The organism is Arthrobacter sp. zg-Y919 (assembly GCF_030142045.1).
GTDB lineage: Bacteria > Actinomycetota > Actinomycetes > Actinomycetales > Micrococcaceae > Arthrobacter_B.
Map to the genome: position 1 here is coordinate 1,738,183 of NZ_CP126242.1, position 14,447 is coordinate 1,752,629.

Consider the following 14,447-nt stretch of genomic DNA (forward strand, 5'->3'; position numbering starts at 1 on the left):
CTCCCGTGGAGGAAAGCCAGCTGCGGGTCCTCACCCCGCAGGTCATCGCCGTCCTCGTCCGCCGCGGAGCCGACTTCGCCGCGGCCGAGGACGCGGTGCAGGACGCCCTGCTCGAAGCCCTGCGTACCTGGCCAACGACTTCGCCCCGGGATCCGAAGGGCTGGCTGGTCACCGCCGCGTGGCGGAAGTTCCTGGACGCCATCCGCGCGGAGACGTCCCGCCGTCGTCGTGAGCTAAAAACCGACGCCGAACCCGCGCCCGGCGTCGTCGGCTCCACCGATGACACGCTGCAGCTGTATTTCCTCTGCGCCCACCCGTCGCTGTCCCCGTCCTCAGCGGTCGCGTTGACTCTGCGGGCCGTGGGCGGGCTGACCACCCGGCAGATCGCCGCCGCGTATCTGGTGGGCGAGGCCACCATGGCCCAGCGCATCAGCCGGGCCAAACGGACCATCGCCGGAGTCCGATTGAATACAGTCCGCTTCGATACGCCCGGGGACGTCGCGACCGTGCTGCGCGTCCTGTATCTGGTCTTCAACGAGGGCTACTCGGGCGACGTCGACCTCGCCGCCGAAGCCATCCGGCTCACCCGCCAGCTGGCCGCCGCCGTCGACCATCCCGAGGTGCAGGGACTGCTGGCGCTCATGCTGCTGCACCACGCCCGCCGTCCCGCACGGACCGACGACGGCGGCCGGCTGATCCCGCTGGCACGGCAGGACCGCGGCCGCTGGGATACCCGACTGATCACCGAAGGAATAGGCATCCTGCAGCGGGCGCTGGCCCGTGACCGGCTCGGTGAATACCAGACCCAGGCCGCCGTCGCCGCCCTGCACGCGGACGCCCAGAAGCCGGAGGACACCGACTGGCCGCAGATCGTGCAGTGGTACGACGAGCTGGTCCGGCTCACGGACAGTCCGGTCGCGAGACTGAACCGGGCCGTCGCCGTCGGCGAGGCGGACGGGGCACGCGCCGGCCTGGCCGCCCTGGCTGAACTGGACCCGTCACTCCCCCGGCACACCGCGGCGCGGGCGTACCTCCACGAGAAGAACGGCGACGCCGGACAGGCCGCAAGGCTCTATGCCGAAGCCGCCCTGCTGGCACCGAACCTGGCCGAACGCGAGCACCTCACCCTGCAGGCCGCCCGGCTTAATGCTCCTCATGGGAACCGCCATCCTTAACTGTTCTTAGGTGTCCCCCTGCATCCGAGCCAGTTCGGCTTGAACACGCCGGTCCGAAACGGCAGGACGGCGGGTGTAAATGGGAATCCCCCACGCGACTGCGGCGATGAGTATCCCCAGGATCGGCCATGCCGGCCAGAAATAGCCACCCGGCGTCGTGAAGTACCAGATGGCTATCTGGACGGCGGCGAGAACTATCCAGAGCCCGACCACCCCCTTGTAGACCGTTTTCGCAATGACGCGCCGACGCGCGATCTCATAGTTGTCCGGTGTCGACATGGCGTTGTCTCCCTCTCGTATTGGGCTTGTCCACTCATTGCGGCCGTCACGCGTAGTCAAAAGGCTGACTCGGACGATCTATTGGAGACGCTACGCACCCTGGCATTCCGCAGCCAGGGCCTTGTTGAGCCGGGGGCCTGACGGGACCACCCCTTGCACTACCGTCCCCGGCCTCCGCGTAGCCCCGGCTGGGCGCATAAACCGGCAGGTCGGTAAAGTTTTTGATGGCCAGATCCCCCGCACCGAGAGTAAGACCCCACATGAGCAAGCACGCAGCCCCCGAATGCCCCGAGCCGACGCCGGTCCCCCACCCCGAACGCACGGTCACCGTGTGGGAGGACGGCGTGGAACTGAACTTCACCTTCGCCGACTGCATGAAGTACCACGGCCCGGGTTTCCCCGGCGGCGTCGCGCATGCCTTCGCAGCGCTCGGCCGGGCGCTGCCGGAGCTTGCCGCCCGCACCCCGGACGGCCGCGTCGAGCGCCGCGCCATCCGGATCCGCACTCCCTTCGGCGGGCCCGGCGGCCGGGACGCCTTCGAGCTCGTCACCCGCGCGGTCACCGGCGACCGGTTCGCCGTACTGCCGGAACTCGCCCGGCCCGAGCGCGGCAACACCCTGGCCCGCTACGTGTTCGAAATCAGCGCCGGGGACGCCACCGTCACGTGCGTGCTCCGGGACGAAGGCATCGTCGCGGGCGAATTCATCGAACTGACCGCCAAGCCGGACAAGACTGCCGCCGAGCTGGCCCATCTGGAGGTCCTCAAGCGCGAGATGCGGGACCGGATCCTCGAGCGCGACCCGGAGATGGTCTACGACCTGGAGGGCTGACTCCGAAACACATAACCCTTGCTTGGGAACAACCAAACACTTACTGTTGGGTTATGAGTGCAGCAGTAGAGGACTTTACCGGCACGGTACGTATCGGCGGCCTGGACGTCGAGATTCACAAAGGGCGCGGTGTCCTCCCGAAAGGAACCTCCGTAGTTAGTTCCGGGCGACCAAAGCGCCCGCGCAAGCCGGCCGGCCGCAACGTGCAGGTGAAGGCGATCAGGGACGTTGACGCGTATGGCCCACAGGCGGTAGCGAGCAGGGTGGTGGAGGCATTGGGTAATAACGTCACCGCTAAGCTCCTGGCTGTTTCTCAGGACCGGCCTGGCCGCTGGATCGCCGGTGTCGACCGCCCGTCCGAGACCAACCGCGCCAAGCTTGCTGATCTGGATACACTGGTTGGCCATTTGCTGACCACCTTTACCCCCGACCAGGCGGCACTGTGGCTCGAGGGCAGCGACCCTTTCCTACGGGCGCGGCCCATCGACGTCTTCACGCAGGAGGGGCCAGCCAGGCTTATTGACGCGATGAAGTCCTACGAGCAGGGCGCATTCGCCTAAATGGAGTTCTACCGCGTCCTGAACTGGGATCCTTCGGCTACGGATGCCAGTGAGAACGGGCATCCTCTGTTCGTGTGGCCGGACCAGGGTAACGGCAGGGTGGACGATCCTACCCGGGACTATCTGGTGCTGTACGTAGGCTCCCACCCCGAAGCGGCTGTCGCGGAAGCACTGGGGCGGTTTCCGATATGGAAACCGGCGGTGCTGGATGTTCCGCGTGCTGCACCAGCTGGCAGCCGGAAAGCTCTTGTGAAATATGTGGGTACACCAAGGCTGCTTGATCTGGATGACCCTGGCGTTCTTCTGGATCTCGGTCTCCGGCCCAGCCAAATCGTCACGCGCGAATACGCGGTAACGCAACAATGGTCACGCACTATCTTTGAGACCAATCAACACGACGGCGTCTCCTGGTGGTCCTTTTACGGATCCCAATGGGCTTCGATCGGTCTATGGGATTGGACATCCCTGTCCGTGGAAGGCGACCCGGAGATCCTCACCCTCGACCATCCCGCTGTGGAAGCTGCTGCGGCCGAAATCGTTCGGACGATCCCGCCCAGATAACGTGGCATTCCTCGTCGTCATTGCCCGGACGCCCGTCCGCGCACAGTCACTAAGAGATCGCCCACCTGGCAGTCCAAGGCATTGCAGATGGCGGTCAGGGTGGAGAACCGGATGGCCTTGGCCCGGTCATTCTTGAGCACCGACAGATTCACGAGGCTGACTCCGACCTGCCGGCTCAGTTCCGTCAGCGTCATGCCCCGCACTTCCAGAAGCTCGTCGAGCCGGCAGTGGATGTTCGAGGAATCATCCGCCGGCATTAGACCAGGCCGTCCGTATCCTGCTGAATCCGGCGACCGTATTGGAAAACCCCCGCAACCAGTATCAGGACGAGGCTAAGGACCAGCGGCCAAGGGCTCAGCGTGCCCTCAAAGAGGACCATTTCGTCGCCCGCCTGCCGCTCCATAACAACCAGGTCCGCCACGCGGGGCAACGCGATTCCGTAGAGGCCCTGGCTAAACGTCCCTACCAGCAGCAAGACGATACCGCAGGCACCGATGATCCTCACGGACACCGCGGTGAACAGGACCGCGCTGCGGAGCCGATAGGCCAACAGGAATATCAATGCCTGGACGGCGAGCACACCTGCCTGGCGCAGCGCTGAAGAGCAAGCCAGTAGCGCTGCAGGACCGGAAGGAAGAGCGGGAACCGTAGCCATCAGTGTTGTGTAGTGCCCCGTCACGCCGGCGCTCAGCCCGTCCACGCTCTGGTCCCGTGCGCTGACCGGAAGCTCCAGCGTCACCGGGCCCGTGAAGTACCCGGCGATTTCGAAGATTGAAAAGGCAGTGCTGACGACCGCGGCCAATGCCGCCACAATCATGAATACGGTCGCGTCCGTTCGCGAAACGATTCTCTTTTCGCCTGCCCGGGCGCCGGTGTCTTTCATCAGCTTCATGGTCCCCCATATCGACTTTCGTTATTACCGATTGTCGATAACCTACACGGTTCCGGCGTCAGTGGCACCCCCTGCAGTCTCACTCTCGCCGTCCAACCCGGCGGACGTTAGGCTCCTGCCCCTGGGACCGGGCGGATTGGGAAGCCCGCCATCTTCGGAAGGACCTCCATGAGTACTGTGCGGACATGGCGGGGCCTTGTGCGCAGCCATGACCTTGAGACATACGCCGAATACGTTCGGGAAACCGGGATCAACGAATACCGCGCCACGGCCGGCAACCTCGGCGCCTGGATTCTCACCCGCAGCCTGGACGGGGACCGCAGCGAGATTGTCACCGTCTCGCTGTGGGTATCGCTCGATGCGATTCGCGCCTTCGCGGGCGCCGACGTCGGCCGCGCCGTCTTCTATCCCGAGGACGACCGCTTCCTGCTGGAGCGTGACCACACGGTGTCGCACTATTCTCTCGCGGACTAGCGGGCGGCTAACGGTTCACGGATCCGGCGCTGATATTGCCTTTGGCCGGAACTGCCGGACCCGTTTAAAAGCCGATGCCCGTGTTCCGGTGAGGGAACACGGGCATCGACACCAAGTGAATCCGGGTCAAAAGCAGGCAACAGTCCGCCGCCTAGCCCTCTTCCACCTCCGAAAACAAGCCCATGAACGTGGTCTTGGTCGCCGTCAGCTGACCGAAGAGGTCACCCGCGGCGGGGGTGGTCACCGCAGCCGAGGCGTCCTCGTAGCTGTCGAAGTACAGGTCAAGGGTCCGGTGGGCAGGAGTGGGAGAACCGTCCTCCTTCGGCCAGACCTTTCCGGCCTCGTACCGGCGCAGCTTCGGAAGCTGCTTGGCACTGTCGGCGATGCCTTTGTAGGCAGCCTCAAAGGCCTCGGGGTCTGCGGGATTGTTGATAACAAGCGTGATCTTGGTGCTCATAGCGGTCTTTCCTTTCGAGGGATCGTGGTGAAGGTGGTAGAAGTTTCCGTGCGGGCCGGGCGGTTGTCTACCGTCCTGCGGTTTCCAGCAGCCGGAGCCAGATTTCGCTGACCGTGGGATAAGCCGGCACCGCGTGCCAAAGCCGGTCAAGAGGTACTTCCCCGGCGATGGCGATGGTTGCGGCGTGCACCAGCTCGGTCACGTCGGGTCCGACGGCGGTGAACCCGACGATCGTGTTGGTGTCCTCGTTGATGACGATGCCTGCGCGGCCGGCATAACCGTCGGCATGCAGGGAGGCACCGGCGACGGTTCCCAGGTCGTACTCCACCGAACGGACCCGGAGTCCGGCGGCAGTGGCGCCCGCCAGGGTGAGTCCGGCGGAGGCGATCTCAGGGTCGGTGAAGATGACCTGCGGAACGGCCCGGACGTCGGCGGTGGCCGCATGCCGGCCCCACGCGAAGTCTTCGACCGGGGCGCCGGTTGCCCGTGCCACGATTGCATCGCCCGCGGCCCGGGCCTGGTACTTGCCCTGGTGGGTGAGCAGCGCCCGCCCGTTGACGTCGCCCGCGGCGTACAGCCACCCGCCGTCGAGCACGGCTCCCCCGGGCCCGGTCACCCGCAGGGTCTCGTCAACGTTCAGCCAGCCGGAGGCTGCGAGCCCGAGGTGTTCGAGCCCGAGGCCGCCGGTGTTGGGCCGGCGCCCCGTGGCCACGAGGACCTCGTCCGCGCTGATGACCTCGCCGCCTGCCAGTGCAATCTGCACGGTTCCGCCGGCATCCCGGGTGACCTGGGTGGGACTGGCGCCCGTCATCACCCGCACGCCGTTGCTCTCGAGCGAGGCAATAACGTGCCCGGCGGCGTACGGCTCGACCCGTGGGAGGACGCCGTCGCGCGCGATGAGCGTCACCGCCGCTCCCAGTGCACTGAAGGCGGTGGCCATTTCCGTACCGACAACACCGCCGCCGATGATCGCGAGCCGCTCCGGAATCTTCTTCACCGACACCGCCTCCCGGCTGGTCCAGGGAGCAGCGTCCGCCAGCCCCGGGATCGGCGGAACCGCCGCACTGGTGCCGGTGGCGACGACGACGGCGTGCCGTGCCGTTAGGGTGCTGACGGTGCCGTCCCGACCGGTGACTTCCACGGTCCGCGGGGCGCTGATGCGCCCGTGGCCGCGGACCAGCCCGATGCCGGCCTGCTGCAACCAGGCGACCTGGCCGTCGTCGTTCCAGTCCGAGGCGAACCGGTCACGCCGTGCCAGCACGGCGTCGACGTCGAGTTCCCCCGTCACCGCGGCGGCGGCACCGGGCAGCTGCCGGACGGCCCGGAGTGCGGCCGCGTCCCGCAGCAGTGCCTTCGTGGGCATGCACGCCCAGTAGGAGCACTCCCCGCCGACGAGCTCGGATTCCACGATCACGGCGCTCAGCCCACCGGTGACGATGCGGTCGGCGACGTTCTCCCCGACCGGTCCGGCCCCGATGATGATGACGTCTGCAGTAGTCCCGGTCATTTTGCGCCTGCCTTCGCGATACGCCGCAGCCGGATTGCCGAGAGCAGGAAGAAGATACCGCCGAGGGTGGCGTAGCCGGCGACGCCGGTGAGGGACGCCGAAGATCCGCCGGACATCAGGATGAACCCGGTGCCGGCGAGGGTGGAGATGCCGCCGCTGAGGATCATCGGCCACTGTCCGCCCATCCGCAGGCGGCTAATGGCTACGGCGAGCTGGACGGCACCGGCGGTGACGGCCCAGACACCCCACACGACCAGCACTGCGGGCACTCCCGAGGTGACCGCCACACCGAGGGCGACGGCGGTCAGCAGACTGAGCGCCATGTTTACCAGGAGCAGCGGTCCCGGCCGGGTGGCACGGGAGGCGCGGTGGTCGACGACGGCAGCCCCGACGTCGAACAGCGGGTAGAGGACGAGCAGGGCGATGCTGACCGGGCCGAGAGTGGAGGCGGTCAGCGCAATGAGGACTGCCCAGACGATGGCAAATCCGAAGCGGACGAAGTACAGCTTCTGAAGGGCCGGCGCGATGGCCGGCGGGTTCTGCGTGAGGGTGGTCATGATGTTCGTTGTTCCGTTCTGTTGTGAAGTGTTTGTGTGGGAAGTGTTTGTGGGGTCAGCGGACATGTACCGGCGTCGCGGCCTGGACGATGAGTCCGGTGACGGTCGAGGGAAGGCTGACCATGACGGCGTGGGATGCCTCGACCTCGATGACGGCCGCGTTGGTACGGCCGGCCATCATCCGCTGCACGTCCGGGTCGATGGCCCGGTCCGCGGTGGTGACCAGTACGTAGGCAGGCACGGTGCGGAAGGCCTCACGGGTGATCGGTTCCGCGACCGCACGTATGTTTGCCGGACGCTGGATGATGCCGAGGACGCCAGCGGTGAGCTCGTCGACGTCGGCGGCGAACGCCTCGCGGAAGCCTTCCGGACTGATGTGCACTTCAGGTCCGCTCGGCGTCTCGACTGTCACCAGGGGCAGCGGGGTCGAAGATTGTGCGGCCAGCTGGCCGACGGTCTCCCCCGCGGCGGGGATGAAGGCCGCGACGTAGACGAGGGCCCGTATGTCGAAGGCACTCGTATCGATATTCGTGATGATGGCGCCGCCGTACGAATGGCCGACAAGCACCACGGGACCGTCGATCGCCGCCAGGTAGCTGGCAACGTAGGCCGTGTCGTGTTCCACGCCCCGCAGCGGGTTCGCAATGGCCCGGACCGGGAATCCTGCAAACCGGAGCCCGCTGATCACCGGCTCCCAGCTGGAGGAATCGGCCCATGCACCGTGCACCAGCACGATGGTCGGCAAGTCGGAGGTTGGCACGGTTTCGAAATCGGTGGTGGTCCCCACTAGGGGTGAATTGTTCAACATGTGGGTTGTCCTTTCGTTGGAGGTGAAGCCCGGCGGTCCGTGAGCGGCCCGTCGGGCCGGTGGTAGAATGACTAGTCACTCTACTTCGAAGGACTGTAATCTGGATTACAGAGGCACGCAAGAGCAATGGGAAGGAAATTTATGGCGGAGGCTGTGAAGGTATCGATGAGGGAACGCCTCGTCGAAGCCGCGACTGAGCTGTTCTACGCCGAGGGGCTGCGGGCGGTCAGCGTCGACAAGGTAATTGACCGCGCCGGCACGACGAAAGTGACCTTCTACCGGCATTTCAAAAGCAAGGACGACCTGGTGGTGGCCCACCTGGAACGCCGGGCAAAAATTGAGCGTGAGGGAATCGGCGCTGCAATGGAACACGCCGGCGGTGACACCGACAAAACCTTGCAGCTTATCGCGGGCCAATTAGGCACCATGTCCTGTGAGCCCGGATTCCGCGGGTGCCCCTTCATCAACGCCGCGGCCGAATACCCGGACTCCGCCAGCGCGGTCCGTAAAACCATCAGGGACCACCGCGAATGGTGTAAGGCTGCGTTCGCTGAAATCGCCAGTCCCCTGGCTCCCGCCGACCCGAAGGCGGTGGCCGAGGATCTGATGCTTCTTCGCGACGGGGCAATGGTCGCCGGCTACCTGGACGACGACGGCGACGCACTTGCCGCATCCTTCCTGCGCAGCTGCCGCGCCGTCATCAAGGCCGGCTAGCCGCGGGTAATTCCGGAAGGGGTCCCGCACGGGCGGCCCGGCGTCGGTGCGCCTCGAGGCTGCCGGCTTCGAGGCGGCTTATTGCCCCGCTTCATTTGCCGGAAGTGTCGCCGTGTCGATAACGAAGCGGTACCGCACATCGGACGCAAGCACCCGCCCGTAGGCATCGTTGATGGCGTCGGCGGCTATGAGTTCGATCTCGGGCGCGATGCCGTGCTCGGCGCAGAAGTCCAGCATGTCCTGGGTCTCCCGGATACTGCCAATGCCCGTGCCGGCGAATGAGCGCCGGTTGCTGCACAGCGTGTACACCTCTATCGGCAGGACCTCCGTCGGCGCACCGATGTTCACCATGGTTCCGTCGAGGGCGAGCAGCAAGAGGTAGGCATTCAGGTCGATCTTCGCACTCACCGTGTTGATGATGAGATCAAAAGTGTTGGCGAGCGTATCGAATGTGGCCGGGTCGCTCGTGGCGTAGTAGTGCTCAGCACCGAACCGCAGACCATCCTCCTGCTTGCTAAGCGAGTGCGAGAAAACGGTGACTTCCGCGCCCATGGCATGCGCCATCTTTACCGCCATGTGGCCGAGTCCGCCCATCCCAATGACGGCCACCTTCTTGCCTGGGCCGGCATTCCAGTGCGCAAGTGGTGAATAGGTCGTAATGCCGGCGCACAAGAGGGGCGCGGCCGCTGCGTAAGGGATGCTCTGCGGAACACTCAGCACGAAGTCCTCCACCACTACAACGTGCGTCGAGTATCCGCCCTGGGTGATCGTCCCGTCGCGGTCCACCGCACCGTAGGTAGCGGTGCTGCCGTTAAGGCAGTACTGCTCGGCACCTGCGCGGCAATTGGCGCACTCACGGCAGGAATTGACGAGGCACCCCACGCCAACGCGGTCGCCCACTTGGTGCAGTGTGACGTCTGCGCCGATTTCACTGACGACCCCTACGATCTCGTGGCCCACTGTCAGCGGATACTGCACCGGTCCCCAGTCACCCCGGACAGTGTGTATGTCTGAATGGCAGATGCCCACATAGGCGATCTCGATGAGCACGTCTTTTGCGCCAACACTGCGACGCTCAATCGTGGTTGCGACAAGCGGTTCGGTGGCAGATGTCGCAGCGTAGGCACTAACGGTCCGGGTCTGGCGAGCCTCAACCTCAAACGGTAAAACCATGGCAAGCTCCTCAAGAAACGAGTTGATTACGTGATGTGGCGATAACTCGGGGCAGGGTCGGGACCGGTCAGTCGCGAATCTACTGAGCCCTCAAAGCTTCAGCCAGTGCCCCCGCAGGCCGGGGTACTGGCAGACCCCCCCCTTTCGGCCGCTCCCGGGAATAGAAACCGGGCACGGTTTCTTCTACTCCCCATGAAAGCAATCGTTTACTCCAGCACCGGTGACTCCTCCGTCCTCTCGCTCGTAGACCGGGAAGCAGCCGCTCCCGGCCCCGGCGAAGTCCGGGTCCGCATCACGGTCTCCGGCGTGAACCCGACCGATTGGAAGGCCCGTGCCGGTGCGGGCATTGCCTTCCCCGAGGTGGTGCCGAACCAGGACGGAGCCGGCGTCGTCGATGCGGTAGGCGAAGGTGTCACCGACCTGCGGACGGGCGACCGGGTGTGGGTGTACCTCGCAGCCCATGGACGTCCCACAGGAACCGCCCAGGAGTTCGCCGTTCTGCCGGCCGACCGCGCGGTGCGGCTTCCGGAGGGGATCGGATTTGATGTGGCCGCCAGCCTCGGCGTACCCGCGATGACCGCCCACCGTGCCCTGACCGTCCATGAGGACGGCCCCGCCCGGCTCGCACCGGGAGCCCTTGCCGGACGCATGGTCCTGGTGCAGGGTGGCGCCGGTGCCGTTGGGCACGCCGCCATCCAGCTTGCCGTCTGGGCGGGCGCCACCGTCATCGCCACCGTGAGCAGTGACGCCAAGGCCGAGCTGGCCCGGGCCGCCGGGGCCCACCACATCGTCCGTTACCCCGATGATGCGGAGGCCGACCGCATCCGCGAGATCGCCCCGGACGGCGTCGACCAGATTGTCGAGGTGTCCCCCGGCCAGAACGCTGCGCTGGATGTGGACGTCATCGCCAACCACGGCAGCATCGCCTACTACGCCAACAACAACGGCGAGGAGTTCACGGCACCTATCGTTGCGAGCTTCGCGAAGAATGTCCGCTGGCAGGGTGTGCTGATCTACACGGTGGGTTCCGCTGCGCAGCATGCAGCAGCGGAGGACATCACCGCCGCACTGCAGGACGGCGCCCTGCCCGTGGGGAAATCCGCCGGACTCCCCCTCACTTGGTTCCCGCTCGAGGAAACTGCCGCCGCGCACGACGCCGTCGAGAACGGCACCACCGGCAAGGTCCTCATCCGCGTGGCTGACGAAACGGCCTAAGCACCGCCGCAGCTGTCGTTACCGGTCGCTGCCGGTCCAGGTTCCCACCCGGACCGGCAGCAACGCGTCAGCTATTTGAGCGAGTATCCGCCGGTCGGGGTCACAGTGTAGATTCCCACGGTGCCGGAGCCGCCCTGCGCCATGATGGACCTAGACCGCACCTTCACCTCGAAGCTGCCGTCACCCAGGTCGAAAACGTCATACATCAGGTCCGGGCTGTTCTGCAGAGAGTCCGCGACGATTTGTTGGGCCCCGTCGGCGGTCACCAGCTCCAGCATGGGCCAGGCGGCTGCCTCCTCGGGCGACACACCGGCTTTGATCAGGTCCTCCCGGCTCTGCCCCGGGCTCAACGGCTGGGGGTTGACGACGCCGGTCTGTGCCGGTGCCGGAGCGGCTTCCACCGGCGCTGTGGAGGGTTCAGGTGTGACCGACACCGTGGGGGAAGGTGTGAGAGACGCCGTCGGGCGCGGCGTGGCGCTCTTCGACGGGCTCGCTGCGGCCGTGGCGGCCTGCTCCTTCGGCTGGCCCGTGCTGCACCCCGCCAGTCCGAGGGACAGTGTCAGCGCCACCGTCAGCCCGCCTCTAAACGTGTGTATGTGTCCAATACCCATATCGATTCCCCGGATCGTTGAAGTCATTAGATCACCTTCCCAGCCACCCTAGAGGGCGTGCGCTGGGTCACACAAATGAGCCGGACACGAGACAGGCGTGCGTACGTCTGCCGGCGCACACCCGGCTCACGGCGCGGCGTCGACCACCGACGTACTGACCGACTTAGGAAGCGGGTAACTCGTGGGCGGCAAGTTCCTGGACCAGTTCCATGCAACGCAGGCGGGCCGGAGAGAAGTCGTAGGGCATCATTCCAACGGCCTCGACGAGGCTCACACACTTTTCCCCTCTGTCAGTGCCCTGGCCGGCTTCATTTTCACCTTCGCCCTCACCTTCATCAGCGGTAGCGGGGTGCAATGCCTCCCAGGAGTCGAAGAGCTCTTCGTCGCTCTGCGCCAGGCCGGAGTCCTCGATGACGGCCTGCAGCACCAGTTCGAAGGCGTGCCGTTTGTCAGCCACCTGCGCCACGAGGGGGTCGTCGACAGCGATCGTGTCATCGAGAGCCTCTTCGGCGGCATCAACGCGGTCGGATTCCTCGCGCAGACCCGGGTGGGTGGCCAAGGCGACGTACCTGCCGGCATTGACGGCCGCACCGAGCGCGCCGAAGATCCGCTCCATGACCAGCAGATTGTCCAGGTCCGCCTGGCGCAGCGAGCCCTCGGGCAGGCCCTTGAGACGGCTGGTGACGAAGTCGGAGAGCAGGCTCATCCTGCCTTCTGGGGTGCGCATGCGCTGTACAACAGCGACGCTATGGTCGTTGTCGGCACCGGCAGGAGCCCTGCCGGCGAAGGCGTCACGGATGTCATCCAAGGCGATCCCGGCGTCGGCCATCTTCTGGATCCACAGCAGCCGGATCATCTCTTCATGGCCGTAGCGGCGGTCGCCACTGTCCCGTTCGGGCACGGGGAGCAGGCCAATCTCCTCGTAGTGACGGATGGCCTGCGGCGTGGTGCCGAGGAATGATGCAGCGTCACTGATCGTTACCTGACGCGGCGAGCTAAAGGGAGAGAGCATGAGCTGGGCCTTTCCTTACCGGGACAGGACGTGAGTCCACCGGAGCATATAACGCTACGGAAGGTGCAACCCTAAATATCTCACCGGGTTACGGCCCGTACATTTGAGGCTCGCCCGTGATTACACCCGTGACGTCGTTGTCATGCTTCCCGGCGCCGCCGGTCAGAACCCTGACCGCCAGTCGAGGATGATGCCCGCAACCTCATCGAGGTGAGACTCGAGGAGGAAGTGGCCGCCGTCCAGCAATTCCACCCGGGCCTTCGGGACGTCCTGAAGGAACGCCTGCGCTCCGGCGGGACCGAAGATCTCATCGTTCGCTCCCCAAACGGCAAGCACCGGAACCTGGGTGGACCGCAGCCATTCATGGACGGCTGGATACAGTGCCCGGTTGGTGTGATAGTCACCGAAGAGCGCCAACTGGGCCTCATCGACGCCGGGGCGGGCCAGGAGCGCCAGATCGTGCTCCCAGGCGTCCGGGTCCACGGTGGTGGGATCGGGGACGCCATGCTTGTACTGCCATTCAACTGCCTCACGGCTAAGCGCTGGGCGCAGGGCCGCCTTGTTTTCCGGGGAAGGGTCCGCGCCGTAGGCCCAGATGGGGGCCCAGAAGTCCGGCACAAAACCCTCTTCGTAGGCGTTGCCGTTTTGCGAGATCACCCCTTCCACCGCTGCCGGGTTGGCCAGCGCCAGCCGCCAGGCGATCGGGGCGCCGTAGTCCTGGGTATAGACCGTGTAGGCGTCCACGCCGATTTCCAGCAGGAAACCGTGCGTTACATCCGCCAGTGAGGCAAAGGTGTAGGAGAACTCATCGGCTGACGGCGCGGCGGATCGGCCAAAACCGATGGCGTCCGGTGCGATGGCCCGGTATTCCCCGGCGAGCCTGGGGATGAGGTGGCGGAACATGTGTGAACTTGTGGGATATCCGTGCAGGAGCAGCAGCACCGGGGCATCCACGGTGCCGGCCTCGCGGTAAAACACGTCTAGGCCGTTGACGGAAACAGTGCGGTGATGGACGGTAACCATGGACTAACCCCTATCATTGGTTTTACTGGTTACGTGGACGCTACCATGGAAACCTTGCCGTGCACCCGCGTGAAAGGAACCCGATGCTCGAGGATGAAGACCTGCTGCTGGCGGTGCTCAACAGCGCACCCGTCGTCGCCGGCCGCCCCACCGACGAGCTGTCCGGCATATCAGGCAGGGAGCTTGCTGCGCAGTATGGGGGTACCGGTTCGCCGTCCGAGCTTGCACGTCTGCGGCGGATGCGGGAGTGCCTGCAGGACGCGGTCCGGGGGTCCGGGGACGCACTGTCCCGCCTCTCATCGGCACTCGGTGACGGGGTCCTGGTCCCCCGGGTCACTCCGCAGGGACTCCGCTGGGAAGTGCGTGCACCGGAGGAGGAGCGCCTAGCCTTCTGTGCGGCACTTGCCTGGTCCCGCGTGGTCCAGGAATATCCCGGCCGTCTCCGGGCCTGTGCCAACGGCGAGTGCAACCTGTTCCTTATTGACAGGAGCAGGCCGGGCACCGCCAAGTGGTGTTCCATGGCAGTCTGCGGCAACCGGATGAAGGCCCGCACCCATGCCGGGCGCCAGCGGGCGGCCGCGGAGCGGTAGCCGAAGTCT

The 14,447-nt window shown here is 65.7% G+C and carries 19 protein-coding genes; 8 read left to right on the forward strand and 11 right to left on the reverse strand.

The annotated features are described in order from the left end of the window. Positions 1-5: 5 nt before the first annotated feature. Positions 6-1,175 carry an RNA polymerase sigma factor gene (locus tag QNO10_RS08180; RefSeq protein ID WP_229947914.1) on the forward strand — a complete coding sequence of 390 codons (1,170 nt, stop codon included), beginning with the start codon at positions 6-8 and terminating at the stop codon, positions 1,173-1,175. A gap of 6 nt (positions 1,176-1,181) precedes the next feature. Here the strand turns inward: QNO10_RS08180 and QNO10_RS08185 are convergent, their stop codons facing one another. Further along, complete coding sequence (locus QNO10_RS08185) at positions 1,182-1,454, reverse strand: hypothetical protein (RefSeq protein WP_229947913.1); 273 nt, start codon at positions 1,452-1,454, stop codon at positions 1,182-1,184. A gap of 260 nt (positions 1,455-1,714) precedes the next feature. On the opposite strand from QNO10_RS08185, the gene QNO10_RS08190 reads away from it, so the two are divergent. From QNO10_RS08190 to QNO10_RS08200, 3 genes are read left to right on the forward strand one after another with little or no spacing between them, the layout of a single operon-like run. After that, entirely contained in the window at positions 1,715-2,284 is a 570-nt protein-coding gene (locus QNO10_RS08190) for a hypothetical protein (protein WP_229947911.1), read from the forward strand. Between the two features lie 53 nt (positions 2,285-2,337). After that, positions 2,338-2,844 (forward strand): hypothetical protein, encoded by a 507-nt coding sequence (locus QNO10_RS08195; protein ID WP_229947909.1) that lies wholly within the window; start codon positions 2,338-2,340, stop codon positions 2,842-2,844. Then, positions 2,845-3,405, forward strand: a complete 561-nt coding sequence (locus QNO10_RS08200) for an RES family NAD+ phosphorylase (protein ID WP_229947907.1) — start codon at positions 2,845-2,847, stop codon at positions 3,403-3,405. Positions 3,406-3,422: 17 nt separating this feature from the next. Here QNO10_RS08200 and QNO10_RS08205 read toward each other — a convergent pair whose 3' ends face one another. Next, complete coding sequence (locus QNO10_RS08205) at positions 3,423-3,662, reverse strand: helix-turn-helix domain-containing protein (protein ID WP_229947904.1); 240 nt, start codon at positions 3,660-3,662, stop codon at positions 3,423-3,425. Further along, a complete protein-coding gene (locus tag QNO10_RS08210; RefSeq protein WP_229947902.1) occupies positions 3,662-4,297 on the reverse strand; it encodes a hypothetical protein in 636 nt (211 codons plus the stop codon). Before QNO10_RS08210 ends, QNO10_RS08205 begins: the two co-directional genes overlap by 1 nt. A 168-nt stretch (positions 4,298-4,465) precedes the next feature. Here QNO10_RS08210 and QNO10_RS08215 point away from each other — a divergent pair, with 168 nt between their 5' ends. Further along, positions 4,466-4,771, forward strand: coding sequence for a hypothetical protein (locus QNO10_RS08215; RefSeq protein WP_229947900.1), 306 nt, complete (start codon positions 4,466-4,468; stop codon positions 4,769-4,771). Between the two features lie 151 nt (positions 4,772-4,922). Here QNO10_RS08215 and QNO10_RS08220 read toward each other — a convergent pair whose 3' ends face one another. The 4 genes from QNO10_RS08220 to QNO10_RS08235 form a co-directional block, all read right to left on the reverse strand. Continuing rightward, entirely contained in the window at positions 4,923-5,228 is a 306-nt protein-coding gene (locus tag QNO10_RS08220; protein WP_229947898.1) for an EthD family reductase, read from the reverse strand. 67 nt (positions 5,229-5,295) lie between these two features. Continuing rightward, positions 5,296-6,735 carry a dihydrolipoyl dehydrogenase family protein gene (locus QNO10_RS08225; protein ID WP_229947895.1) on the reverse strand — a complete coding sequence of 480 codons (1,440 nt, stop codon included), beginning with the start codon at positions 6,733-6,735 and terminating at the stop codon, positions 5,296-5,298. Then, complete coding sequence (locus QNO10_RS08230; RefSeq protein ID WP_229947893.1) at positions 6,732-7,292, reverse strand: hypothetical protein; 561 nt, start codon at positions 7,290-7,292, stop codon at positions 6,732-6,734. Before QNO10_RS08230 ends, QNO10_RS08225 begins: the two co-directional genes overlap by 4 nt. 55 nt (positions 7,293-7,347) lie before the next feature. Next, positions 7,348-8,100, reverse strand: a complete 753-nt coding sequence (locus tag QNO10_RS08235) for an alpha/beta hydrolase (RefSeq protein ID WP_229947882.1) — start codon at positions 8,098-8,100, stop codon at positions 7,348-7,350. A gap of 141 nt (positions 8,101-8,241) precedes the next feature. Between QNO10_RS08235 and QNO10_RS08240 the strand changes: the two genes are divergently transcribed. Then, positions 8,242-8,814 carry a TetR/AcrR family transcriptional regulator gene (locus QNO10_RS08240; protein WP_229947880.1) on the forward strand — a complete coding sequence of 191 codons (573 nt, stop codon included), beginning with the start codon at positions 8,242-8,244 and terminating at the stop codon, positions 8,812-8,814. Positions 8,815-8,892: 78 nt separating this feature from the next. On the opposite strand, the gene QNO10_RS08245 is transcribed toward QNO10_RS08240, so the two are convergent. After that, positions 8,893-9,987: an NAD(P)-dependent alcohol dehydrogenase gene (locus QNO10_RS08245; RefSeq protein ID WP_229947877.1), complete on the reverse strand. Its 1,095-nt coding sequence runs from the start codon at positions 9,985-9,987 to the stop codon at positions 8,893-8,895. A 192-nt stretch (positions 9,988-10,179) separates the two neighbouring features. Here QNO10_RS08245 and QNO10_RS08250 point away from each other — a divergent pair, with 192 nt between their 5' ends. Then, on the forward strand, positions 10,180-11,202 hold the full coding sequence (locus QNO10_RS08250) for an NADPH:quinone reductase (protein ID WP_229947875.1): 1,023 nt from the start codon (positions 10,180-10,182) through the stop codon (positions 11,200-11,202). A 71-nt stretch (positions 11,203-11,273) separates the two neighbouring features. Here the strand turns inward: QNO10_RS08250 and QNO10_RS08255 are convergent, their stop codons facing one another. The 3 genes from QNO10_RS08255 to QNO10_RS08265 all read right to left on the reverse strand — a co-directional run bounded on the left by QNO10_RS08255 (position 11,274) and on the right by QNO10_RS08265 (position 13,848). Then, positions 11,274-11,840 carry a hypothetical protein gene (locus tag QNO10_RS08255; RefSeq protein ID WP_229947872.1) on the reverse strand — a complete coding sequence of 189 codons (567 nt, stop codon included), beginning with the start codon at positions 11,838-11,840 and terminating at the stop codon, positions 11,274-11,276. Between the two features lie 136 nt (positions 11,841-11,976). Further along, on the reverse strand, positions 11,977-12,825 hold the full coding sequence (locus QNO10_RS08260) for a MerR family transcriptional regulator (RefSeq protein ID WP_229947870.1): 849 nt from the start codon (positions 12,823-12,825) through the stop codon (positions 11,977-11,979). Positions 12,826-12,987: 162 nt separating this feature from the next. Then, the gene (locus QNO10_RS08265; RefSeq protein ID WP_229947869.1) at positions 12,988-13,848 is read right to left on the reverse strand and encodes an alpha/beta fold hydrolase; all 861 of its coding nucleotides are present in this window, start codon (positions 13,846-13,848) and stop codon (positions 12,988-12,990) included. Positions 13,849-13,931: 83 nt separating this feature from the next. Here QNO10_RS08265 and QNO10_RS08270 point away from each other — a divergent pair, with 83 nt between their 5' ends. Then, the gene (locus tag QNO10_RS08270; protein ID WP_229947865.1) at positions 13,932-14,438 is read left to right on the forward strand and encodes a CGNR zinc finger domain-containing protein; all 507 of its coding nucleotides are present in this window, start codon (positions 13,932-13,934) and stop codon (positions 14,436-14,438) included. Positions 14,439-14,447: the final 9 nt, after the last annotated feature.